The organism is Paenarthrobacter sp. NPDC091669, from assembly GCF_044756725.1.
Lineage (GTDB): Bacteria > Actinomycetota > Actinomycetes > Actinomycetales > Micrococcaceae > Arthrobacter > Arthrobacter bambusae_C.
On record NZ_JBIVTK010000003.1, the window covers coordinates 134052 to 157729 of the forward strand.

The window sequence follows — 23678 nt, forward strand, 5'->3', positions numbered from 1 at the left end:
CGGAATGCCGACGAAAATCGGGCCTTCAGCCGAGCTGCCCCGCCATGGTGAACTAAACACGAGGCGGCTCGGAACGGATCGTCTCCGGTGGAGTTCGTCGAGGTCGTCCCCGAAGCCAAATTTTTCCATTAACCTCAAGTTGAAGATCGTCACAAGGAATAAAGGAGTCCTCATGGCCTCGAACGATACTGCTCAAAAGGTCGCAAGCGTTACCGGCGGCGCCTCCGGCATTGGCTTAGCTTTCGCCCAACGATGGGTCAACGACGGCGGCCGCGTGGTGGTCATGGACCTGAACCCCGCAGCGCTTGATACGGCTGTCCAAACTCTGGGAGGTCCCAGCGTTGCCCGGGGCGCCATAATTGACGTCACCGATTCGGCTGCCGTCGATAGGGCCTTTGCGTCCGTGAGAGATATCGAGGGGCGGCTCGATGCCGCCGTGAACTGTGCGGGCATCGCTCGCCCGGCGCCTTCCGCTGAGGTCAGCGACGCTGACTTTGTCAGTCTCGTGGACATTCACCTTCATGGCACTATGCGGGCTTGCCGCGCTGCTTACCCTCTGCTGAAGGCAAGCAGCGGCGCCATAGTCAACATTTCGTCTGTCGCGGCGTCATCCGGAATGCCGGCCAGGGCCAGCTATTGCGCGGCCAAAGCTGGCATTGAAGGCCTGACCCGGACGCTAGCAGTTGAATGGGCCTCCCAGTCGATACGGGTCAATGCGGTGGGGCCAGGCTACACGCGTACCGCAATGATGGACACCCTCACACGTGAAGGGAAGCTCGACATCTCCCCACTCTTGTCCCGCACTCCGATGGGACGGCTGGCTGAGCCTGAGGAAATCGCCGCTGCAATTAACTTCCTGGCCTCCAAGGATGCGTCCTACATTACGGGCCAGTCGCTGCTCGTCGACGGCGGCATGACCGTGGACGGGAATTGGTACTGAGATTTCCATTATGCCCGGCCTCGTTGGAACCGAACACGTCGGGTCCACCGTTGCGGAACTGGACGAAAAATCAGATTCTTGCTATTGATCAGGCACATTTGTCCAACAGGACAGAACCGTCAAAGGAGACACCATGCCTATAACCATCAGTCCCGTCGTTGACGTCAAGACGAGCTTGGGCGAGAATCCGCTTTGGGACATCGAACAACAAAGGCTCTACTTCATCGACTCCGCGGACGGCCGGATTTTTCGCACCACGGCCGACGGCTACCGAGTCGAAACATGGGATGTCCGCGAAATGATCGGGTCCATGGCACTGCGTTCCGGTGGTGAGACCGCCGTGGTGGCGCTCCAGTCAGGTATCTACAGCTTTGATTTTAAGAAGGATCAACTCGAACTCCTTCACGCACCGGAGGCAGATACCCCAACCAACCGCTTGAATGATGGAAAAGCAGATTCGCGAGGGCGCTTTGTGTTCGGTTCGATGGACACCCGTGAGGCGGAAGGCGCCGGAAAGCTGTACCGTCTAGATCCAGATATGTCACTCACAACCCTCGATGAGGGCATCGTATGTTCCAACGGACCTTGCTGGAGCCCTGATGAGCGTACTTTCTACTTCACCGACTCGTGGTCAGGAGAGATCCGAGCCTACGACTACGAGCCGGAGACGGGTTCCGTTTCGCGCCGCAGGACCTTTGTGTCCGTCGACGAAAGAGACGGCGGCCTAGCTGACGGGATGACAGTCGATGCAGAGGGATTCCTTTGGGAGGCTCACGTCTTCGCTGGAAAGCTGAACCGCTATGCTCCGGACGGCACCCTTGAGCGGTCCATCAACATGCCAGTCAGGAAGGTCACGAGTGTGATGTTTGGTGGCCCCAACCTGGATACGCTCTTTGTCACCTCGATGGGCCGGTCTCCCAAGCCCCAGTTTCCCGAAGACGGACCATTGCGTGGTGCTGTGTTCGCCGTTGAAGGCCTAGGGGTCAGGGGCCTGCCCGCTTATCGGTTCGGAGCCTGACTGCTCTCTGTCGGGCTGACAACGCGCCCTAGCAGAGAGCCGGAATGTGCAGCCCCGAGGCCCTTTAGGAGCGCACTGAGCCGAGGCTGGGGAAAATGCCGATGCCAGGCGGGTATCCCGCCCCGGAGTCCGCACGAGTCTATCCTGCGCAACGCGAATCTCTGCGCCGGGCAGGAAAGAGTGAGGCAGGCAACAACAACCCCGTTTTCACGGATCGACGCACTTACGCACTCGACACCTTCGCGGAACTCCTGCCGGTCCCAAGCCGAATCCTGTTCGCGCATCAGTTCAAACTCCCGGTCAAGCTCGGCGCGGGAAACAGTAGAGTGCGGCGTGATTGCGGTCAGATCTGTCCGGCGAAGGACTGATTCCCTCAGCTCACGAGAAGCGAAGGCGAGTAAGAGCTTACCGCTCGCCCGCGCATGTACGTTTTCGGAGAGCCCTGCGTCAGGCCGGCAACCCGCACGGCATGTCGAGAGCATTGGAGTATCTCTCAGGAATTGGGTTTTGACGATTGTAGGCGCCGGCAATCACGGATGCACCGGGCCCAAGCAGTCCCGCTTGCTCCGGTCCTTGAACAGCAGACGTTCATGCACCAGGGTGTTCAGGAAGGTGATAGGACGTGGGCGTCGAAAGATCAAACCGGGACGCCACTTCTTCGACGGTAAGCCCATCATCGTTTGAAGCCACAGCAAGCAACAGGCGCGCAGCGCGGCTGACGGATTGAATACGGGTGCCCGAGAACGTCATTTACTTCAGCCTCGTTGTCGATCATGCTGCCCATGGTAGGCCTCCCGGATCGCCCGCTCCGCCGAAGCCGTGCAGCCTCTGACCAATACTAAATGCTACCCGCTTTGGCACCCGGCGCTGCCCGAGAATAACAGGGCGTGGCACGACACCCTTATATTCGACAGCCATCCCTGGCAGCATCGTGCGGCTAGGGCCACAGGTCCAAGTCTCTTCATAATATGAAATTATGTTGAGTATTTTTCATATAGAAGAAATTAGTCTAAGCTGATGGGGCGGCTTGGGCGTGACTAGCGTCACCCCCCCGGCGCCCCGACCCGTGCAGCTTAGGCGTGACCAGCGCTCCCTTCCGCCGTCCCGCACTTACTACCGATACAGCTACAAAGCTAAATCACAGAATGGAATATCGATGAAGATCTCCGTCTCCCCTGCAGTCGAGAGCGGGCAAGGTAGCCACTCTATGACCCACGCCCAACGGCGTCGATCTCTAACGGCAAGTACTGCCGGTAATGTCCTCGAGTGGTACGAGTGGAGCACCTACTCCGTCATGGCTCCCTTTATAGCCGCTCAGATGTTCGACGGGTCTGATCCGACATCAGCATTGTTGTCCGTGTTCGCCGTCTTTGCCGTGGGGTTCCTAATGCGTCCGATCGGCGGGATTGTGTTTGGTTGGCTTGGGGACCGGTTTGGACGCAAACGGGTGCTGATTAGCACAATGCTGCTGATGGCCGCCGCCTCCTTTGCTATAGGTATCGCCCCCGGATTCGCCACGATTGGCATTGGTGCTTCCCTACTCCTTCTAGCCTTTCGCTGTGTGCAAGGGCTTGCGCATGGAGGTGAATCGAGCGCATCGGCAACCTACCTTGCCGAGATCGCGCCGCCGGCCAAGCGTGGGCAGTGGGGATCGGTGTGGGGCATGGCCGTCATCGGCGGCAGCATCCTGGCGTTTGTAGTCAGCGCGCTACTTACCAGCCTTTTAGGCGACGAGGCGATGGCTGAGTACGGCTGGAGGATCCCGTTCCTTTTGGGTGGCCTAATGGCGCTGGTTGTGCTGTGGATGCGCCGCACAATGCATGAGAGTGACGTATTCGAGGACCAAGCGCCAGGGACAACGCACGAAAAGCTGCCGCGGCGCAAAATGGTTCTCATTACGCTTCGGCTGATTGCCTTCACCGCAGGCCTCACCAGCGTGAACTACGTCTGGATGTCCTACATGACCACCTACGCCGTGACCAACCTCGGGATGGACAAGGGTACGGCCTTTTGGGTCACGGCCGCCGCCCAAGCGGTAAGCCTTGTAGCCTTGCCATTCTTTGGAGCACTCTCGGACCGGATTGGACGGCGGCCCATGATGTTCGGCTTCGCGGCATTGGCCTTCGTCACAACCATCCCGTTTACATTGATGTTGGGGAGCCAGCCCTGGATGTTGGGCATTCCGGTGGCGCTTTCTCTCCTCATTTGGGCCTTGTCACAGTGCATCTACCCCGCCATCCAGTCCGAGAGCTTTCCCACCTACGTTCGTGGTCGAGGCGTTGGTTTCGCATTCTCCATATCCGTGGCCCTCTTTGGCGGCACGGCTCCATATTTGAATCAGCTTTTCGTTGGCATGGGTGCCGGTTGGATCTTCTCGCTCTACATCATGACGCTGTGCGCGGCCTCGTTCGTTGCAACGTTCTTTTTCCGCGAAACCAAAGGCGTCGACCTGAAAGAGTTGAAGCTCTAAGCCCCCGCCTGACAGTCATCTGCCTGAATGTTGGGGCCCTCGCACTTGACGGAATAGGAGGGAAGGTGAAAAATGGTTTCAAACTATGAATATTGTTTCATAGTTTGAAATACCTTCTGTTGCTGGCGCGAACGGACATGCAGCCCTTGCGGGCCGGGTGCATCGATGGCGGCATCACCTTCTTTACACCGGCCGGAAGAGGCCACAGGCAGATTATGAGGAACACAACGATGAGTTCAATACTCACAGGCATCGCCCTGACAAAGCAGGAGCATGGCCGCGGCGGTGCGGTCCTGCAAAACCTGCAGGTGGGCCCGCCGAGGCCGGGGCAAGCTCTTGTCCAGGTTGCGGCGGCAGGCATCTGTGGTACCGACCTTCACATCCTTGACGGTGAATGGCCGGTGAGGCCGCCCGTTACCGTAGGACACGAACTCAGCGGGGTCGTGATGGCTGTCGGGTCTGGAGATGACAGCACATGGGTAGGAAAGTCAGTCGTTTCCGAGGTCTTTTTCGGTAGCGACGGAACCTGCAACGAATGTCAGGACGGGCACCGCAACCTCTGCCCCAACAGGCAGTCCTTGGGAAGCCATGTTGACGGCGCGTTCGGCCCGGGAGTCCTGGTTCCGGTACAGAACCTGCACTCTCTGCCCGCATCCATCGATCTTGTTGAGGCAGCGCTTCTTGAACCTCTGGCCTGCGCTACGGGGGCACTATGTGATCCAGCCATCGTCAACCCCGGGGACCGTGTGCTTGTAACCGGCCCCGGAGCCATAGGACTCCTAGCCGCGCAGGTCGCACGCGCCGCCGGCGGCGAGGTCCTTATCTGCGGTCGCGAAACTGACCGGCGCCGGCTTGAGGTCGCGGAGAAGCTGGGACTGGCCACGGCAACCGAGGTGGATGAACCGGAGGCGTTTGACGTCGTGATCGAGTGCACCGGCGCCGCCGCAGCGGCCGCGGCGTGCCTCACCGCCGTAAAGCGCCGGGGTCGCTACGTGCAGATGGGCCTTTTTGCAGGGCCTATCCCCGTCGACATGAATGCTGTTTGTCTGAAGGAGCTGACCATCACGTCGGGTTTCGGGGCAACTCCGAGTGGGTTCCGCCGGGCCATCCGGCTGGCGGCCGACGGCTCCGTGAACCTCGGTGCGCTCATCACGAAAACAGCCCCGCTGTCCGAGTGGGAAGACATTTTCGCCGCCACCCGCCGGGGAGATGGCGTCAAATTCCTGTTCACCCCGGACCGATGACGGTTCCGGAACCTCAATAATCCCTCACAAGTTTGGAGTAATTACACCATGGCTTATCCCTATAGTCCTCGCGATGCGTACCGCCGGATGGCTTTTATCCGTCAGTTTGAAGAGAAGGTTCTTGAACTCGGCCAAGAGGGACATGTGGCCGGCTCGGTGCACCTCTGCCTGGGGCAGGAAGCAATTCCAGTTGGTGCGATGTCGGTGCTTGAACCTACCGACAAAGTCTTCTCAACCTACCGCGGCCACGGCTGGGCGCTGGCCTGCGGTGCTGACCCGCTTGCCTTGATGGCAGAGATTGCCCAACGAGCAGACGGCGTGAACGGCGGACGGGCCGGTTCTCCCATGTTGAGCGTCCCCGATGTGGGCTTTATGGGCGAAAACTCAATCATTGGCGCCGGCCTGCCGATTGCCGCAGGTGTAGCGATGGCCAACCAGATGCAGGAAAACGGCAGCGTCGTTCTGGCCTCTCTCGGTGACGGCGCCATGAACCAGGGTGGTACGACCGAGGCCATGATCTTTGCCGCTGCCCGCAATCTGCCGGTTATCTTTGCTTGCGAGAATAACGGCTGGGCGGAGATGACCCCCACTTCTGCCACCACCCGCGGTGAACATTTGGCCCGTCGCGGGCAGGGACTTGGAATCGAAAGCCACATAGTTGACGGCAATGATCCAGTTGCCGTCGCCGAAGCGGTCGAAAAAGCCGCCGCAGTGTGCCGGTCAGGGGCCGGGCCGGTGCTGCTGGAATTTAAGACAGCCCGGTTGTCGGGCCACTACAACAAAGACATCCAGCATTATCGCCCCGCGGAGGACATTGAGGCCGCACAAGCAGAGGACCCTTTGCTGCGCCTAAGGGACCTCGAAAACATCCCGGCTGAGGATGCCCAGCGGATTGAGCAGGAAGTGGCGGAGGAAATGAACTCCCTCGCCGAAAAAGTGCGTCAAATGTCCGCCCCACCTGTAGGCGACGTGCTGGAGCACCTTTACGCGCCAGAGCTACCCGCCCTGGAACACAAGCCCGACGCACCAAGCAAGGACCTGGCATATGGTCGCGCGGTAAACGAGGCACTGAAGGATGCCCTGAAACGGCGGGAAGAGGTACTCGTTTATGGCGAAGACATCGCCGTGGCGGGCGGAGTCTTCGGTGTAACCAGGGGGCTTCAGAAGGAGTTCGGAGAACAGCGCGTTTTCGACACCCCGATTGCCGAGACCGCGATCCTCGGATCTGCCGTAGGAGCTGCCATCGCGGGAATGAAGCCCGTCGTTGAAATCATGTGGGCGGACTTCGTTTTCGTAGCGCTGGATCAGATCGTCAATCAGGCATCGAACGTTCGTTACGTGAACCGGTCGAAGATCCATGCGCCCATGGTGATTCGCATGCAGCAGGGTGTCACCCCCGGGTCCTGCGCCCAGCACTCACAGAGTGTAGAAGCGATCCTCAGCCACGTTCCCGGCATCAAGGTAGGGCTGCCCGGCACCCCCCAGGACGCCTACGCAATGACCCTGGCAGCGATCGAAGACCCGGACCCGGTGGTGCTGATCGAACACCGGTCCATGTACCAAGACACCGGCAAGGTAGCACTCGGCGGCCCCAGTGAGCGCGTTGGAGGCGCAGCTCTCCGGCGCGACGGTGCAGACGTAGCAATTATCACCTGGGGCCCGATGGTAGCCGCGGCGCTTGAGGCAGCGGAGCAGCTGTCGGCGCAGGGAATCGAAGCAAGCGTGCTTGATCTGCGCTGGCTTCGTCCCCTCGATGACGATGCCATCGAGGCGGTCGTGGCCCGCAGTGGCGGACGTGTTATAGTCGCCCACCAGGCATTCCAAACCGGTGGATTCGGCGCCGAAGTCTCCGCCCGGATCACGGAAAAGCACTTCTCGGAACTGGCCGGACCCGTGCTGCGAATAGGAACGCCGGATGTTCGCATGCCGTCGGCTCCCTCACTCCAGGAAGAACTGTTGCCCAACTCTGCAGACATTGTTCGCGCCGCACAGCGCCTTGCCTCACACTCCTTTGCCGGCCGGTAGCTGATCATGCCATCAGAATTCCTTGTTGAAATAGAGATCGAAACCGGAAACTTGGCCAGCGACAAAGTTGAGGACCTGCGTAATGCCGAGGCAGTCCAGGCCCGGGAACTGGCCCGTCTGGGCCACCTCGTCACCCTATGGCGGATTCCGGGACGCTGGGCCAACTACGGTATCTGGCGTGCTGCGGATCGGGAGCATCTCAGCCAGATACTCGGCACCCTCCCGTTGCGACCCTATATGAGGGTAGGGATCCAGGACCTGGAACGACACCCGAGCGATCCACGCCCCCCTGTGGTCGGTGCCAGCGATAACTCCAGGATTCGCAGAACCTGGGACTTGCCGGCCCTGGAACCACTGAAGCTGGAGGGTAGAGGTTTCCGCCCGCCCATCCGGCGCTGGCAGCTTGACCCCTTGCCTGAGCTGAGTCTTGAACGCCGCGGACGAAGGGAACTGCCCGTCAGGGCTCCGGCTGAAGTGCAACAACTTGTTGGCACCGCACACGTCGTGGCTGGCGTCGATATGGATGTCACCGCACTGTTGAGCGGCAGATCCAAAACAGAAACCGACGTCATCGTACTGAAGGCAGTCGCGGCAGCCGCGGCAGGGACAGTTGTCACCCACTCAGGCGCGCAGGGACTGCATATGTGTTCCTCACTTCCTACTGACGCCCGGATAGCCATTGATGTCGGAATAGTCACCCGGCAGCCGAGGGCGCGCACTCTGACAGACGGAACTGAAGTCATTCAGGTTCGAAGCATTGCACGCCTGACCCTGACTGCTGCGGCAGGCACCTCAGATGAAGAGGCCGGAATCCTGCTTGTGCGACTCGTCTCACGGATGGAAGAAAGCCAGGAACTACATAAAAAGGAAGCTCCGTGATCCTAGGTCAACTGCACCACGGAATCGTCGTTGGCAACATAGAACGTTCAATAGCCTGGTATTGCGATGGGTTGGGGATGGAACTGGTGCATCGACAACGGCAGGAGAACGCCTACACGCCTGTCCTGGTGGGTGTGCCCCGGGCAGTTCTGGAAGTTGCACAACTGAAGATACCTTCGCCGCTGCCGACTGTATCGACCCACGACATCGAACTTATTGAATACGTTCACTCAGGAACCAGCGGTGAAACCGCACCCGTCAACCAACCCGGAAGCGCTCACTTGGGCTTCCTCGTCAGCGATATCGATCGTATGTATACGCGCCTCACTGCCCTCGGGGCAGCGTTTCGGAATCCCCCCGTCGACATCTCCCAGGGAGCAAACGCGGGCGGCAAGGCCTGTTATTTGCATGATTTGGACGGGAACACCCTGGAACTTATCCAACCCTCGCCAGCGAGGCTGAGGTCCATGCTCACCCTTCTATCCGCATCAGCGCTGACGTAACCGAGGCGCGGGCCGCCGGGACGGCTTGCGCCCAACGGCGGCCTGCTCCAAAAATTCATTATTTGAAACTAATTACATATAGACAAAATAAGCTAGTCCGTGCAACCATCGAACATGCCCCGGACAGGGTGATTTTCGACACCCCTCAAAGGAGAGGATTCTTATGAAGCTCGGTATCTTGACAGCACTGTTCGACAGCCAGCCCTTGGACGAGGTTGCAACCTACGTTGCCGATCTCGGTTACGAAGCAGTGGAGCTCACCACGTGGGCCGGCTCAGGCCATTTTGACCTCGAGCAGGCCAGCACAGATGCGCAGTACGCGCGGAATCTGAAAAAGATGCTGCAATCCCGCGGCTTAGTTATTTCCGCTCTCTCGGATCACCTCTCGGCACAGCAGGTGCTCCCACCCAAGGACTCCAGCTTTGACGACTGGTCGCCTACAACCGACAAACAGGAAATGTTCGAATACGGAAAGCAGCATTTGCTGAAAACCGCCCGAGCTGCCTCCGACCTGGAAATCCCCGTGGTCAACGGATTCTTCGGATCCACAGTGTGGGGTTCCTGGTACACCTGGCCGCCGAAGCACCTGGAGCTGTACAACGAAGGGTGGGACCTCTTCGTTGAACGGTGGAACCCCATCCTGGACGAATTTGCCAAGCTCGGCGTGAAATTCGCTCACGAAGTCCACCCGACCGAAATCGCATACAACATCACCACGGCACAGACCGCCGTCGAAAAGCTCGACCGTGACGACTGGGGCTTCAATTTCGATCCCAGCCACTTCATCTGGCAGCAAATCGATCCCGTTGTCTTCATCAAGACCTTTGGCAACCGGATCCTGCACGTCCATGCCAAAGACTTTGAGGTTCAGGAAGACGAGATCCGACGCGACGGGGTGCTGTCCACGGGCTCTTGGCGGAACATGCACCGGGCCGCACGGTACCGCGTGGTCGGATGGGGCCAGGTGCCGTGGAAAAGGGTTATCACGGCTTTGTTGGAAGTTGGCTACGACTACGTCATGTCCTACGAACACGAGGACCCGGTAATGAGCGAACGCGATGGCGCTGAAAAGGCGATTGATTATCTCCGCCCTCTAATCGTCAAGGAACCAATGGATCCCGAAGCCCAGCACTTCTGGCTTGTGTAAGCCCCAAGGAAAAAACAATGACCTCGAAACCACTCTCCTTCTTCACCCAGGGAGACATAAAGGACAGCCACCGCGATATTCCCACTGTCGGCATCGGCATGCTGGGCTATTCCTTCATGGGCCGCGCCCACACAAACGCCTTGAAAAAATTGGGCTACACGTACTGGCCACCCCCGGCAAACCCGCAGCTGATCAGCATCGCCGGCCGAAACGGGGAAGCTGTCCGTGAAGCGGCCCACCGGTACGGCTATCAAACCGCGACCACCGACTGGCGCGACGTGATTAGTGACCCTGCGGTCCAGATCTTCGACAACACCGGCCCAAACGACCAACATGTCGAGCCCACGATCGCCGCCGCCCAAGCCGGAAAACACGTCATCTGTGAAAAACCCTTGGGACGGACCGCAGACGAGGCCTACGAGATATGGTCCGCTGTAAGCAAGACCGGAGTTAAGGGCATGACGGCCTTTAACTACAGATTCTTTCCGGCCATCCGTCTGGTCAAAGAACTGCTCGACGACGGTACGCTAGGCGAAGTGCGCCACTTCCGTGCCCGCTACCATCAGGAATGGCTCGTCGATCCCGAGGCACCAACATCATGGCGACTCGACAAAGCGATCGCAGGAACCGGAGCCTTGGGAGACCTGGGTGCCCATGTCATCGACCTGGCACGCTATCTCGTCGATGAGCCGGCCACAGTCTCTGCGAACATGGCGACGTTCACCAAAGAGCGGCCAGGCGGACACGTCGATGTTGACGACGCTTTCGATGCCGTCATCACCTTCCGGAGCGGCGCTCTTGGAACCCTTGAAGCCACTCGCGTGGCACCAGGGCGGAAAAACCATATGCGCTTCGAGATCAGCACCACCAAGGGCACGGTCATCTTTGATCAAGAGCGCATGAACGAACTAGAGCTCCATCTGATCGACTCCACCCCGGCCGCGAACGCGCAAGGTTTCCGCCGCGTTTTGGTCTCAGAGGCTTACCATCCCTACTGGGAACACTGGTGGCCACACGGTCACATGATCGGCTGGGAAGACAGCTTTGTACACGAACTCGGCCATTTCCTCTCCGCTATAGCCGAGGACAAACCAGTCGGACCGCACGGTGCTTCGCTCGAAGACGGATACAGATGTGCCGAAATCTGCGACGCCATCGTCCGGGCAGCCGAGAGCGGCGTCCGGCAGGAGATCATCTACCGCAAACTCTAGCCTTAAAGGCTGCAACGCCCATCTTCTGCGGCCCGGACACCAACTTTCTGGTGCCCGGGCTGCAGAATGAACCGGACAGCAGTCCTAACTGGCCAGCCTGAAGACGGCGCAGACCGCGGCCGCGGGAGGCCATCACTGAAAGGGAGGCTACCTAATCAAGATGATCACTAAAAAAGTGGAACCCGACACCCGAGACGGCGGTACGCGGATTCAGTCCGTAAGCCGCGCCGCGCGGGTTCTCTTGGCAGTAGCCGCCAACGACGAGGGTCTGACAGTGAAAGAAGTGGCCTCCCATTTCAATCTTTCTACCCCCACGGCATACCACCTGCTGAACACGTTGGTCTACGAGGGGCTTTTGCACAAGGACGAGAGAAAACACTACTCTCTCGGTCCTCGTGCGTCGATCCTCTCCGACGCCTACAACCGGAGAAACGTGGTTCCCTTCAACTACGGAACGGCACTTCGGGATCTGGCCGATGAAACCGGCGAAACGGCCTACTTAAGCGCATGGAGGAACGGTGCGATCTCGGTGCTGGCCAGCGTCGAGGGATCCCACGCCGTGCGGGTTGCAGGCCTAACAACCGGTTATACGGACAACATCCATGCCCGCGCCAGCGGCAAGCTTCTGCTGGCATTCGCCCCCCCGGCCCTTCGCGAGTCGCTTCTGCAAAACACAGTCTTTACAAGCGTCACTCCTCACACCATTGTTTCCCGGGCCGCCCTGGAACGGGAGTTGGAGCAGATCAGGGCAGAAGATCTGGCCCGTGACCGGCAAGAGTTCAGAGAGGGCGTGGAATGCATCAGCGCTCCCATACGGGAAAACGGAATGGTGGTCGCGTGCTTCACCCTCTCTTGTCCAGCCGAGCGGTTCACCGGACGCCAAGAACAAATCACGCAAGCACTGGTGCGGTCCACGCAGCTAGTGTCTGAAACCCGGCAAGCCTCAGCATAGAACGCAGAAGGCAGATCAACTCCGCCAACACAGCCCTCCGGCCACACTAGGCGCAACCAAGAAGGATCTATTCATGACACAATCACCTCCTCCCCCAAGGATCGTCATCACCGGAGTATCCCGTGGAATTGGACGATCGCTTGCACTGAGCGCGGCTTCGGCTGGCTATTCTGTTGCCGGCATCCACCGAGGAACTGACCCGGCTGTCTCCGCCGAACTGACCGGAGAGATAGAACGACGGGGTGGACGCGCCCTCATAATGGTCGGCGACGCCGGGGTCACAGACGACGTCGAACATCTTGCGAAGACCGTCGCTTCAGAGTGGGGTGGTATCGATCTTTGGGTGAACAACGCGGCACGGCTGCTGGTAAAGCCCTTCATGGAAATGCAGGACGCCGATTGGGAGTCCATCCTCAACTCCAACCTCATGGGTTACATCCGCGGCGCCCGGGCCGCCGCCCGGTACATGATCCCTGCAAGATCCGGATCGATCATCAACGTCAGTTCAGTTGTCGCCGAACAACCACCCACAGACATGACTGGGTACGTCACAGCCAAGGGCGGGATCACTGGACTGACCCGATCCCTTGCCGTGGAATTAGGCCAGCACGATGTTACCGTCAATGCCGTCGCCCCAGGAGCCACGGAGACGCCCCTCAACACCGGCGCCTGGACAGACGAGGTTCGGGACACCTACCGCGACCGCATCCCGCTGCGGCGGATCGGAACACCAGAGGAAATCGCAGACGCGATCCTTGCAGTGGGATCCCAATCGTCCCGTTACATCACAGGCCAGATCATTACCGTCGATGGCGGGCTGCACCTCAACGGCTCGGTAGGGCACCAACGCCAATGACTCCGATCCACAACGATGAGCCCCACGCAACATCCGATTGCACATCAAGGCGAACCACAATGGGCCCGGTAACGTTGACGTCCGATCACCTGACCCTGACCCTTGATCCTGACCGCGGAGGGGAAATCGCCAATATTTCCGCACCAGGGAGAGCCAACTCGTTGGCGTATTACGACTGGCATAGCCCACTAGAAGCCGGCGCAGGGCCGGCCTATGGGTCCAGCCAGCTGGACTGGCTCTCGAAGTACCAGGCAGGCTGGCAGTTCCTCTTTCCAAACTCCGGTGCGGAATCAGCCGCACTTGGTGTCCCGGTCGGATTTCATGGTGAAACGTCGCTCGCCCCGGTCACCCTTGGGCACACGGATAACAGCTCCTGCACTATCGTCACCTACGGCAGACTGCCCCTTCAGCTTCAAAGAACTATCCGACTCGCTTCAGATGCTCCCACAGTCTTCATTGAAGAAAGGGTCACCAACGTCGGGGCCGTAGACAGTCCCTTCCTGTGGGGCCACCACCCGACGTTCCCGGCGACCCCCGGAGCCCGGCTGGACCTGCCGGGAGGCAAATTCAGCGTGGAACCAAGCGCAACAGGCAACCTCGTTCCCCAGTCAGGAGACTGGCCAACGGCGGTGACGGCTGATGGTTCCACTGTGGATCTAGGCGTTTTGCCGGACGATCAGATGGTTAGGCTGCTTTATCTGCGTGACATGCCCGCGGCCTGGGCCGCCTTGCGGAATCCAGCCGGAAAAACCCAAGTTCCCGGGGTCGCAATGAGCTGGGACCACAGCGCCTATCCGGCGCTTTGGCTGTGGCTGCAAAACGGAGACGAAGGGTTTCCATGGTACGGACGGGCGAGAATGCTCGGAATCGAACCGCAGCGCAGCTGGCCCTTCGACGGACTGTCGAGAGCCATCGAGAGAGGACAGGCACTGGTCGCGAGGGTCGGAGAAACAGTTACCTCCTGGCTGACCTTGACCTTGTTGCCCGATGAGTGTGGCCCTGTTACAGGGGTCGACCGGTTAGGAAAAGTATCTTATGAGTAGTCGAATAACGCAGGTAGAGCTGTGGCACTGCCCCTTGGCAATGCCCCGGGAGCTGCATCTGGGATCAATCACATACAGGTCACGTGACTACATTGTCCTCCGCCTCACAACCGAAGATGGTGTCACCGGCGCGGCCGTCGGCTACTCACGTAATACCCCGGTCTTTGAAGCAGTCCGCGAGCTCACCCCTCACCTGATGGAATTAGATAGCGGCGACCCGTCGCATGTCCTGTCGACACTGCGAAAGCGGTTCGCACCAGGATGGGGCGCCATGGTGCGAGGAGCGTCCCTGATCGATATTGCGCTGTGGGACATTCTTGCCCGCCAGTCCGGTCGCAGCATCACCGAGTTGTTTGGTGCTGACAACAGAGAAGTTCCGCTCATGGCCGTAGCCGGCTACTTCCTCGACCAGCGAGGTCCAGAGGCCATTGTTGATGAGGTGCGTCAGTTCTGCGACGAGGGCTACGAAACCATCAAACTCATAGTTCCGGGCCATGAGCGAGCCGCCGATTTGGCACTCGTCTCGGCCGTGGCCGCGACGCTGCCGGACCGGGTTCAACTCGGCATCGACTTCCACGGCGCGTTCAACGATGTCCCTACGGCCATCGACTATTGCGGCGCCTTCGAGGAATTCAGCCTGCGCTTCATTGAAGATCCTTTCGCAAGCTATGAAACAGACTCCGTGATAGCTGTCGCCAACGCTTTGCACACACCCGTGGCGACAGGTGAGGACCTGATCACAGTCTCCTCATACCGCCAGCTCCTTGCCGGCGGCGCAGGCTACTTGCGCATCGACGCTTCAGCTACAGGAGGCTATACAAACGCCATTGAAGGCGTTGACCTAGCAGCTTCCCATGGAGCCACCGCGGCACCACACGTGTGGCCGCACCTTCACATTCCCCTCGCGGCCCGTTCAAAAGCCGTTGGAATGGTAGAGGTAGTCCCGTCATGTACGGGAGCAGACCCCATCGATCAACTCCTTAGCGAACCCTTTCCCATTAAGGAAGGGCGCTGGCAATCGCCGGCCCAGGAAGGGCTATACCTGCCGTTGGATTGGGAGAAAGTCAACGCAATGTCAAGCCGTCATTGGTCCATTGGGGCTTGACATCGCTTCACATTACGGGAGACGGCGAAGTACCTCTGAACCGCCTCAAACGTTGTATGAGAAAGGAATACGGCAAATGACGTCGTCAATGATCCCCAACCCTCAAGCCCGCCTAATTCCTCATCAACCTATGCGATGTGGTGAGGCGGCACTATGACTGCTACCGCAAGTACCAGGCCGGTTGCATTAGTGACCGGAGCCGGCCAAGGACTCGGAAAGGCAATCTCTCTGGAGTTGGCGAAACGTGGTCACCACGTCGTCCTAACGGGCCGCTCGATGAAACGCCTGGAGGCTGCCACCGCGTGCATCCTGGACGATGGTGGCTCGGCTGAATGTCACCACCTCGACGTAACAGAATACCAAGAGGCGGAAAACCTCGCTCTGACCCTGCAGGACGAAGGGCGAAGCCCAGGAGTCTTGGTTGCCAACAGCGGAGTCGGAGGACCATCCGCTCCGCTATGGGACGTCAACCCAGCAGACTGGGAAGACGTCTTTAATGTAAACGTTCACGGCACTTTCTCCCTTTGCCGAGCGTTCATGCCGAGCATGATCGCGGCCAGGTCCGGCTCGGTCATCATCATTGGGTCAGCCACCGGCAAGAAGCCGCTCGCGAGCAGGTCGGCGTATGCAGCATCGAAGCTAGCGCTCGTCGGAATGACAAGGACGCTGGCCGTCGACGCCGGACCACATGGTGTCAGGGTGAACTTGATCTCTCCCGCAGTGGTGATGGGTGACCGGATGCAATGGGTTGTGGATTCACTGTCCGAATCCGAAAGCCTCGACCCCCAGAAGATCGAAGAGCGCTTCACCGGCCAGACCGCATTGAAGCGGTGGACTAAAGCAGAAGAGGTCGCCCAAGCAGTGGCTTTTCTCGCTTCGGACGTATCCTCCGGGATCACCGGCGAAGACTTGAACGTCTCCGCCGGATACGCAATGGACTAGGGGAACAAGGACCGCCACCCCGCCCTGGCGAGTGCGGGGTGCTGGCCCGTTCACGGCAGACTCCTCCGTCTGCGTCCTTGTCACCGTGGGACCAGGCCCGAGGCGTCTCGGAGAGAAACGCCGGGCTGCCCTTAAATTGATTCCATATAGTGAAAGGTAGACTGGTGTTGTGGACATCAATACAGGAAATCCCGAGCTCAAGAGCCAGACCCGCATCCAGTCAGTTAGCCGCGCAGTGCAGATTCTGATTGCTGTTGCTGAATCTGAGGGCCTCCAAGCTAAAGAGGTCTCTGAGCGATTCGGGCTCTCGCTCCCCACCACTTACCACCTCCTCACTACATTGGCGGCCGAGGGCATGGTGACCAAGGACGAAGGGCGCTACTTCCGCCTTGGACCGCGGGCAGCGATCATTTCCGAAGCGTACTCTCGGGCGGATGTCGTACCGTCCAATTACACTCGTGCCATCCACTCTCTTGCGCAAAGCACCGGGGAGACCACCTATCTCAGCGTCTGGCGCAACGGTGCAGTGAAGGTGCTGGCGACAGCAGAAGGTATCCACGCAGTCCGAGTTGTGGGCCTTGACGCAGGATACTCCGACAACATCCACGCACGCGCCAGCGGTAAATTACTGTTAGCCTTTGCGGCGGCGGAGGTACGGGAAGCGGCAATAAAACAAATGCGCTTCACCCCCCTCACCCCAAACACCATTACAAAAAAGAAGGACTTCGGGCAGGAACTCGAAGCTATCCGTGAACGCGGTCACTCTTTCGACAAACAAGAGTTTCAGCTCGGAGTAGACTGCGTATGCTTTCCGATCTTCCAATCCGACCACGTCACTGCCTGCATCACGATCTCATCACCATCCGCGCGGTTTGTGGAAACGAAGGAAGCGCTTATCGCCCGCCTCGCCGAGACTACCGCAAAGTTGAGTACCAGCTGACGGGCAGCCCCAGCCCTGCCTGACGAATGATGGTCGGCTGCGCTTGCTGCTGACCGCGCCACCCGGGACTCGCGCCCCTAAGACAACTTTCTCTATGTAGTCGTCTAACTATGCACTGTCGCCTTCTGCGACCCTCGGTTTTGCAAGGCCGGTTCAGTCGGGCGCCTTGCCGTTTGAAGGACGAGTTCAGTTCTCATCGCAAAGACCACTGACAGCGCTGTTGTGAGCGGGCTCTCAGTCCAGGTGATGGTGGTTTTGCCCATGCCCTCATTGACGAAATCAGCGACTGCTGCAGGAACTTCCTTCACGCTGCAGGTAACGGTGAGAATTGGGGTGAGATCGAGTCATTGCTTCATTGCGCCTGTGACGTCCTCCACCATCACCAGCATGCTGAAAACCATCGACCTTTGATCGTCGGCTATCTCGCGAACACGTCCATCACCCGATCATTTTGAGGCGAAGGAAAAAGACATAAATGCCGGCCATCGTCCGGTCGGAATTTACTTGGAGCCGGTGGTGGCCTATTGCCGATTCTCGCTGAGTAGAAGCTTGGGATAAGGGCGTGCCTTAATTACGTCAGACGGGACCATGACGTGCACCCAGACCTCGCAGGCGGCAGCCTTCTCATACAGCCGCCTTTGGTCCGATCGGGGTTGAATCCAAAGAATCTTACCGTCCGCAGTGACGGCATCAACAAGGCCGGAACAAAGGACCCGCCCGTCTTTCCGAATCTCGGCACTGGATCCTGGCAATCCGGTCCAGTCGTCGACATGTAGGCGAAGAACAAGCGGAGAATGACCCTCGTGGGGTGGACAGTCAACTTTCACGGACTCATTTAAAACCATGTTTGCTCACTTACGATGGGATCGAGAATCAAGATGGTGCTGTGATCGCGATTAAATGCCTTTATCGCGTTACTAATGATTCACTTTTGGAAGGGGAGCTTCGGTCTGTAACCACCACCAGGGCAGCTCGGCCTGGCTGGACATACCGAAGCCCTCCTCTCAGAATCTCTTCCGGGAACTACAAGGCAGTTTCAGTCAAAGATGAGAAAGCGATTACTAGCCCGCCGAGCAAATTTAACAATCGAGAATTTTCCTTCGCGGTAGTCATCATCAATGTCTCACTGCCCTGATGCTAAGGAACTAATGACCCAGATGAGCCAGTGGCGCCGAGCCGGCGAATTGGAAATCCTCCGCCTGAGTGGGACGGATAATACTGCCTCGTTACTTACTTAATTGCTCCCATTGCCAAGCCACGCACCAGTTGTTTTTGGGCCACCCACCCTGCGATGACCACGGGCAAAATCGCCAAGGAGGACGCTGCCGACAGGACTGCAAGAAACAGACCGCGACCATCGACAAAACTTGTTAGGAAGGGAGGGGTCGTCCGGGCGATCGAGGAGGTGAGAATGTTGGCGAGAAAGTACTCGTTCCAAGCAAAGATGAAGCAAATCAGCCCCGCGGCTGCCACGCCGGGGAGAACGATCGGTAGGACGACGCGGAATAGTTCAGTCCTCACGTTCGCACCGTCGACTTGTGCCGCCTCGATAATCTCAAACGGCACCTCCGAGAAGAACGAACGCATCATCCAGACCGCAATCGGCAAGTTCATCCCAACGTAGAGGATGCTCAAGACCGTGATGTTGTCCAGGGCCCCCATGCTTTGCAGCATAAGGTAGATCGGAATGATCGCCGCGGCAAGCGGCATGAACCGCGTGGAGATGAAAAAGAACAGCGCATCACGCGTTCGCTTAATCGGCCGCACAGTCAAGGCATACGCTCCGGGAATGGCGAGGAGCAACACGACGGCGGTGGACAGCAGCGAGGCGGTCGCAGAATTAATAAGATACGGTGCCATGTCCCGCGCGAATGCGGCGGTGAAACTCTCTAGCGTCCAGTCGGCGAAGAACGTCGGGGGATTAGTCGCCGCTTGGCCTTCGGGCTTGAATGCTGTGACGATCATCCAGAGAAAGGGGAAGACGAACGCAAGCACGAGAGCCCATGTGATGACAGTGAGTGCACGGGCGGGCACTTTACGTAGCCAGGGTCGTTGACGTTCAATTGTTGAAGTCGTCATCAGCGGTTAGTCCCCTCGGTGAAGATGGAAAAGAGCAGACGCAAGCCGAGGCTTGCAATCACGATGGTGATAAGCACTGTGATGACACCGTATGCCGCCGCCTCACCAACGTTCAGCCCAACGAAAGCACGCTCGTAGAGAAGGTATGACAAGGTCTTCGTGCCTCCCGAACCACGGGTCATGATAGCGATGGGATCGAAGGCCTGCACCAATTGGATAGAGCCAAGCAGCACGGCAATCTCAATGTACGAGCGCATATGGGGAAGGGTGATGAGGGCGAACCGGCGTACCGGACCCGCGCCATCAACGCTTGAGGCCTCCAAGACCTCTTTCGATTGCGACTGCAGTCCTGCCAGCAGGATGAGCATAAAGAATGGTGTGTACTGCCAGGTGAGCACCATAACAATCGAGGCGACCGGCGCGTCTGTTCCCCACGCGACAGGAGCGATCCCGACGATTCCGAGTGCCCAGTTCGCAAATCCCGTACTGGCATCAAGGATCGACCACTTCCAGATCAGGGCTGCCGCTGCGGGCATAACCAGGAAAGGTGTGATCATCAGAGTACGGGCCAAGCCGCGGCCAAGGAACTTGCGATCAAGCAGAATCGCAAAGCCGAGGCCTAGAAGCAGCGATCCGGCTACCGTGCAACTGGTGATCAGGGCAGTAGCCAGGAAGGACGACAGGAACGAGCCATTGGTGAAGACGGTGACGTAATTTTGAAAGCCGGCAAATACGGGGCTCGGATCCTGCAGCAGGTTCCAAGACTGGAACGAGTAAAAGATCGTCGCGAGGAAGGGAATCTGCGTCAGCGCGATCGAGACGGCCAGCGCCGGCCAAAGCATAGCCCGTGAGACCCATAGGGATCGGGCGTTGCGCGATCGCGGAATTTGCACAACGGGAATGACTTCGTCATACACGGCGGTGGCCATGGCGAGGTCCTTTCGAAGAACGGAGAGGGTGGGCCATCTTACTTTTGTTCGTCGCCAGCCAGCTGGGCAATGTCCTGAGCACTCTTGAGGAAGGTAGGAACGTCCTGTTTACCGGCGATCGTGTCCGCGAGGCCCTGGGCGATCTGAGTGCCGATGTCCTGGAACTGGGGAATGCCGACATACTGCACTCCGACCCAGTTTTGTGGCGCTACTCCTGGTTGCTTGGGCTGTACTGCAAGCATGATGTCTTTGGTGATCGGCGCAAACGATCCGGCCTTGTCGAGGTATTCGGGAATGTCATAAGTGGAGTTGCGGGTTCCGGGGGGAACCTGAGTCCAGCCGATTTCTTTACCGACCAACTGCACGTAGTCCTTGCTCGTTGCCCAGGAGATGAACTGCCATGCGGCATCCTTCTTCTTAGAGGTCTCGGGGACAGCAAGGTTCCATGACCAGAACCAGCCGCTCTCCTTCGTCTTGGTCGTAGGTGCGTGAACGTAGCCAACTTTCCCTGCGACCTTGGATACGTTGGGATCCTCGATCACTCCGCCGGCTGAAGTGGAGTCGTACCACATCGCGGCTTTGCCCTGCGTGAACAAATTGAGGGACTCGGAAAAACCGTAGGACACGGGGTCTGGCTGGCCGGCCGTCTTGAGCAGATCAACATAGAACTGAGTGGCCTTCTGTACCTCAGGCGAGTCGAGTTTCGCGTTCCAGCTCGTGTCGTACCACTGTCCACCGAAGGTATTTATAACGGTGTTCAGAGGAGCTAGTGACTCGCCCCACCCCGGCTTGCCCCTGAGCACGATCCCGGACACGTTCTTAGCTGGATCGTTCAGCTTTTGGGCCATCTCCGACACCTCATCCCAGGTTGGATTCTCCGGCATGGATAGACCTGCGGCTTCAAATAAATCCTTGCGGTACATCAAGAATGATGACTCAGCATAGAAGGGTGCCGAGTACATCTTCCCCTCATACGAACTGCCTTCGCGCACCGGGGAAAAGATGTCATTAACGTCGTAGCCTTGGTCGGAACCGGCGTAGCCGCCGAGTTCGGCAAGCCAACCATTCTTCGCCCAGATTGGTGTCTCGTACGCGCCTATCGTGACGATGTCATACTGCCCGCCCTTGGTCGCAACGTCCTTGGTCACTGCGTCCCGCAGGTCGCTTTCTTCGAGAAAGGTCACGTCGACCTTTATGCCCGGGTGAGACTCTTCAAACTTGGGGATGAGCTTCTCCATGTCCTTCATCTGGGAGAAGCTCGGCGTGGCCAGAGTGAGCGTTGTGGTGCCATCGGCCGCCTTGCCGTTGCCGCCGCCGGCGCCGGTGCAGCCGGAGAGTGCGAGGCTAACAGCTGCGACTACGCCTAGTGCCGCGAGTGCTTTGACGCGTTGATTCTTCATTGAATCTCCTTGGGATACGGGGGGGGGAAGTTTTCGCTCCGTGGCCACTATAAACAGCTGATCATCAAATATCAAGACTATGATATCTGCTTTTACTATTTGAAATGCAGTGAAGATCGAAGGATACTTTCAGCTTGGGACACGCACCTTACCGTCATGCACTCCTCTCGCTATCAGAATGAGGCGGGAGCTGACAGTCGGGTAAATGTGTCCGCCGAGCCAGGGGATGTGTCTGTTGGGGTGCATTTGTTGTCGCGCTGACTAGGTAGGTGGCCGCGCCGAGGACGGCGCACTATCGGACTCCGACCTGATTTTTCAGCGGCATGGTTCAGCCCTGGGCGGTCCGATTCCTGGTGCCGCCACTTGAACTGAGCCTCGAGGGAAGGGCACCATCACAGCAATCCGCCAGCTCGGCCCACACGGCCGGCTCCGGCCTGCTGCCCAGCGACCTGCTGCACAGCACCGTCTTCTCCCCAACCCGGACCGGCCATGGCAGGTCCTCAGCCCCGCAGGGGAATCCGCAGCCCTGGTCGTAATAGGAGACGGCGGCCAGCCCGGCGTCGGAAGATGGCTCTTCACCCCACCACCACTGTGCCTGGCCCTCTCCCCTGACGACCCTGCCGCGTCCCCTTCATCGGGCGGGCCCTGCCTGATGATCAGTGTCGCAGTCAAGCGGCGCCCCTTCACCCACCTCACCTCCGACGCCCTCACCCCGGGCTTCTCCCTCCGTTATGACTACGACGGTCACACGTCAGTGGAGGGTCACTTCGACGCCCCACACTCCTGCTGTTCCTCGCCGATTACCCCTACGACGGCCTCAAGCACTACCTCGAACTGCTCGACGCACGAGGTCTGCTGCCCGCCCGCGCCCAGGCCCCGCCCTCACCAGCGTGGCTGGAACCGATGTTCTGCGGCTGGGGCGCCCAAAACGCCGACGCACTGGCCTCCATCGGCAGCCAACGCCCAGCAGTGGACCGAGCACGACAGGCAGACTACGACCGCTCTCTCAACACGCTCGCCTCGCACGGAATCGTTCCCGGAACCATCGTCATCGACGACAAATGGCAGCAGGACTATGCTACCTGCCGGCCCGACACCGAAAAATGGCCTGACATGGCCGGATGGATCCGGAAACGGCAAGATGCCGGGCAGCAGGTCCTGCTCTGGCACCTGGCCTGGGACACCGAAGGCGCACCACCGGAAGCCTGCATCCGTGACCACACCGGTCAGCCCGTCGCCCTCGACCCCGAATCACCGGCCGGGCGCAAACTGATCCAGCAAGCAGCACGGTCTATGATCGGCGAGCTGGGTCCGAAAGGATCAAAATAGACTTCACCGCTTCCACCCCCGCAGGCTCAGCCCTCACCCATGCCGGGCCGTCATGGGGAATCGACCTGCTCCACAAACTGCTCGCAGTCCGCTACCAGGCCATCAAGGACATCAACCCCGACGCCCTCGTGGTCACCCACACACCAGACCCCGGCTTCCGCGATGTGACCGACAAGCTCCGCCTCAACGACGTACTCATGCTCGACCAGACAGGCGGCCACACCGAACCACCCAACACCACCCCTGGCACCGGCGTCGTCGACACCATGACCCACCGGGCCCGCGTCGCCGCCTCTGCATGCCCGGAACTGCTGATCGATGCCGACGGGTGGACGCTGCCCAGCCAAGCCGCCTACCGGAGCTGGACCTCGGCACAAGCCGGCCTCGGGGTTCCCAACCTCTACTACACCGACCGCCTCGACGTACCCGACCCCAGCGAACAACCCATCCCGCCCGCGTCCATGCACGCCACAGCAGAACAATGGGCGGCCAACCGGGCCGCACTCACCGTCGGGGCCGAATAGCGTACGAAAAAACGGGGGTGTGCAGCGTCGGATGACCGGAGGCTTGCACACCCGCCGCGAAACACGGCAGCTTGGGCTTCGCTCGAAGCATCTCAGAACAGTCTAGAGACGACGGGCAGGGGAGACAGCAATGCCCTCAAAG

General features: G+C 59.2%; 22 protein-coding genes. 17 read left to right on the forward strand and 5 right to left on the reverse strand.

The genetic code is table 11. The features are described from left to right. Positions 1-172: 172 nt before the first annotated feature. Both ACIQLI_RS06055 and ACIQLI_RS06060 read left to right on the forward strand, forming a co-directional pair. Positions 173-940, forward strand: a complete 768-nt coding sequence (locus ACIQLI_RS06055; protein ID WP_400386099.1) for an SDR family NAD(P)-dependent oxidoreductase — start codon at positions 173-175, stop codon at positions 938-940. 133 nt (positions 941-1073) lie between these two features. Further along, on the forward strand, positions 1074-1958 hold the full coding sequence (locus tag ACIQLI_RS06060) for an SMP-30/gluconolactonase/LRE family protein (RefSeq protein ID WP_400386101.1): 885 nt from the start codon (positions 1074-1076) through the stop codon (positions 1956-1958). Here the strand turns inward: ACIQLI_RS06060 and ACIQLI_RS06065 are convergent. Then, positions 1940-2440, reverse strand: a complete 501-nt coding sequence (locus ACIQLI_RS06065) for an IclR family transcriptional regulator C-terminal domain-containing protein (RefSeq protein ID WP_400386103.1) — start codon at positions 2438-2440, stop codon at positions 1940-1942. The genes ACIQLI_RS06060 and ACIQLI_RS06065 overlap by 19 nt on opposite strands. Before the next feature lie 106 nt (positions 2441-2546). Further along, on the reverse strand, positions 2547-2708 hold the full coding sequence (locus ACIQLI_RS06070; RefSeq protein ID WP_400386105.1) for a helix-turn-helix domain-containing protein: 162 nt from the start codon (positions 2706-2708) through the stop codon (positions 2547-2549). Between the two features lie 406 nt (positions 2709-3114). Between ACIQLI_RS06070 and ACIQLI_RS06075 the strand changes: the two genes are divergently transcribed. The 13 genes from ACIQLI_RS06075 (at position 3115) to ACIQLI_RS06135 (ending at position 17275) form a co-directional block, all read left to right on the forward strand. Beyond that, positions 3115-4428 carry an MFS transporter gene (locus tag ACIQLI_RS06075; RefSeq protein WP_400386108.1) on the forward strand — a complete coding sequence of 438 codons (1314 nt, stop codon included), beginning with the start codon at positions 3115-3117 and terminating at the stop codon, positions 4426-4428. A 230-nt stretch (positions 4429-4658) separates the two neighbouring features. Further along, positions 4659-5672: a zinc-binding dehydrogenase gene (locus tag ACIQLI_RS06080; protein WP_400386110.1), complete on the forward strand. Its 1014-nt coding sequence runs from the start codon at positions 4659-4661 to the stop codon at positions 5670-5672. 87 nt (positions 5673-5759) lie between these two features. Then, positions 5760-7697: a thiamine pyrophosphate-dependent enzyme gene (locus ACIQLI_RS06085; protein WP_400386112.1), complete on the forward strand. Its 1938-nt coding sequence runs from the start codon at positions 5760-5762 to the stop codon at positions 7695-7697. Positions 7698-7703: 6 nt separating this feature from the next. After that, the gene (locus tag ACIQLI_RS06090) at positions 7704-8576 is read left to right on the forward strand and encodes a muconolactone Delta-isomerase family protein (protein ID WP_400386114.1); all 873 of its coding nucleotides are present in this window, start codon (positions 7704-7706) and stop codon (positions 8574-8576) included. Beyond that, positions 8573-9079: a VOC family protein gene (locus ACIQLI_RS06095; protein ID WP_400386117.1), complete on the forward strand. Its 507-nt coding sequence runs from the start codon at positions 8573-8575 to the stop codon at positions 9077-9079. The genes ACIQLI_RS06090 and ACIQLI_RS06095 overlap by 4 nt, the downstream gene beginning before the upstream one ends. Before the next feature lie 163 nt (positions 9080-9242). Next, on the forward strand, positions 9243-10226 hold the full coding sequence (locus tag ACIQLI_RS06100; protein ID WP_400386119.1) for a sugar phosphate isomerase/epimerase family protein: 984 nt from the start codon (positions 9243-9245) through the stop codon (positions 10224-10226). Positions 10227-10243: 17 nt separating this feature from the next. After that, positions 10244-11437, forward strand: a complete 1194-nt coding sequence (locus ACIQLI_RS06105) for a Gfo/Idh/MocA family protein (protein WP_400386121.1) — start codon at positions 10244-10246, stop codon at positions 11435-11437. Positions 11438-11597: 160 nt separating this feature from the next. Then, positions 11598-12389, forward strand: coding sequence for an IclR family transcriptional regulator (locus ACIQLI_RS06110; protein ID WP_400386124.1), 792 nt, complete (start codon positions 11598-11600; stop codon positions 12387-12389). A 73-nt stretch (positions 12390-12462) separates the two neighbouring features. Then, the gene (locus tag ACIQLI_RS06115) at positions 12463-13245 is read left to right on the forward strand and encodes an SDR family NAD(P)-dependent oxidoreductase (protein ID WP_400386126.1); all 783 of its coding nucleotides are present in this window, start codon (positions 12463-12465) and stop codon (positions 13243-13245) included. 59 nt (positions 13246-13304) lie between these two features. Beyond that, entirely contained in the window at positions 13305-14288 is a 984-nt protein-coding gene (locus tag ACIQLI_RS06120) for a DUF4432 family protein (protein ID WP_400386128.1), read from the forward strand. After that, positions 14281-15393 carry a mandelate racemase/muconate lactonizing enzyme family protein gene (locus tag ACIQLI_RS06125; RefSeq protein WP_400386131.1) on the forward strand — a complete coding sequence of 371 codons (1113 nt, stop codon included), beginning with the start codon at positions 14281-14283 and terminating at the stop codon, positions 15391-15393. Before ACIQLI_RS06120 ends, ACIQLI_RS06125 begins: the two co-directional genes overlap by 8 nt. 153 nt (positions 15394-15546) lie before the next feature. Beyond that, positions 15547-16335, forward strand: coding sequence for an SDR family NAD(P)-dependent oxidoreductase (locus ACIQLI_RS06130; RefSeq protein WP_400386133.1), 789 nt, complete (start codon positions 15547-15549; stop codon positions 16333-16335). Positions 16336-16504: 169 nt separating this feature from the next. Continuing rightward, positions 16505-17275 carry an IclR family transcriptional regulator gene (locus ACIQLI_RS06135; RefSeq protein WP_400386135.1) on the forward strand — a complete coding sequence of 257 codons (771 nt, stop codon included), beginning with the start codon at positions 16505-16507 and terminating at the stop codon, positions 17273-17275. A gap of 1230 nt (positions 17276-18505) precedes the next feature. Here the strand turns inward: ACIQLI_RS06135 and ACIQLI_RS06140 are convergent. The 3 genes from ACIQLI_RS06140 to ACIQLI_RS06150 are packed head-to-tail and all read right to left on the reverse strand — an operon-like array spanning position 18506 to position 21683. Next, a complete protein-coding gene (locus ACIQLI_RS06140; RefSeq protein ID WP_400386137.1) occupies positions 18506-19354 on the reverse strand; it encodes a carbohydrate ABC transporter permease in 849 nt (282 codons plus the stop codon). Further along, positions 19354-20283 (reverse strand): carbohydrate ABC transporter permease, encoded by a 930-nt coding sequence (locus ACIQLI_RS06145; RefSeq protein ID WP_400386140.1) that lies wholly within the window; start codon positions 20281-20283, stop codon positions 19354-19356. The genes ACIQLI_RS06140 and ACIQLI_RS06145 overlap by 1 nt, the downstream gene beginning before the upstream one ends. A 38-nt stretch (positions 20284-20321) precedes the next feature. Next, positions 20322-21683: an ABC transporter substrate-binding protein gene (locus tag ACIQLI_RS06150; protein ID WP_400386142.1), complete on the reverse strand. Its 1362-nt coding sequence runs from the start codon at positions 21681-21683 to the stop codon at positions 20322-20324. Between the two features lie 969 nt (positions 21684-22652). Between ACIQLI_RS06150 and ACIQLI_RS06155 the strand changes: the two genes are divergently transcribed. Beyond that, on the forward strand, positions 22653-23012 hold the full coding sequence (locus ACIQLI_RS06155; protein WP_400386144.1) for a hypothetical protein: 360 nt from the start codon (positions 22653-22655) through the stop codon (positions 23010-23012). 164 nt (positions 23013-23176) lie between these two features. Then, complete coding sequence (locus tag ACIQLI_RS06160; RefSeq protein WP_400386146.1) at positions 23177-23536, forward strand: hypothetical protein; 360 nt, start codon at positions 23177-23179, stop codon at positions 23534-23536. The last annotated feature ends 142 nt before the right edge of the window (positions 23537-23678 follow it).